Below are 236 nucleotides of genomic sequence, written 5' to 3'. Positions count from 1 at the left end.
CGTCAGAATACCCAGCTCACCATTGGGATTGTCGGCGGCGGTGCCACAGGAGTGGAGCTTTCGGCGGAATTGTTAGACGCCTCGCGCCTGCTCAATGCCTATGGCGTCACGGCTGTTGATCACCAAACAATCAGCGTTCATTTGATTGAAGCGGCACCGCGTCTGCTCCCCGGTTTATCTGAGCGCATCAGCCAAACCGTTCAGCAAGAGCTGGAGAGCATGGGGGTCACCGTGCA

Annotated in this window: 1 protein-coding gene; it reads left to right on the top strand. The window is 57.6% G+C overall.

Going from position 1 to position 236, the window contains the following annotated elements; genetic code table 11:
• On the top strand, window positions 1–236 hold a 236-nt coding region (locus tag R0J88_RS23460; RefSeq protein WP_410901386.1), incomplete at both ends, for an FAD-dependent oxidoreductase.

The sequence above is a fragment of the Pseudoalteromonas sp. SIMBA_162 genome, from assembly GCF_046535955.1.
In the GTDB taxonomy this organism is placed as follows: domain Bacteria; phylum Pseudomonadota; class Gammaproteobacteria; order Enterobacterales; family Alteromonadaceae; genus Pseudoalteromonas; species Pseudoalteromonas marina.
The sequence above is the reverse complement of the archived record's forward strand: the minus strand, read 5'-3'. Positions and strand labels throughout refer to the sequence as shown.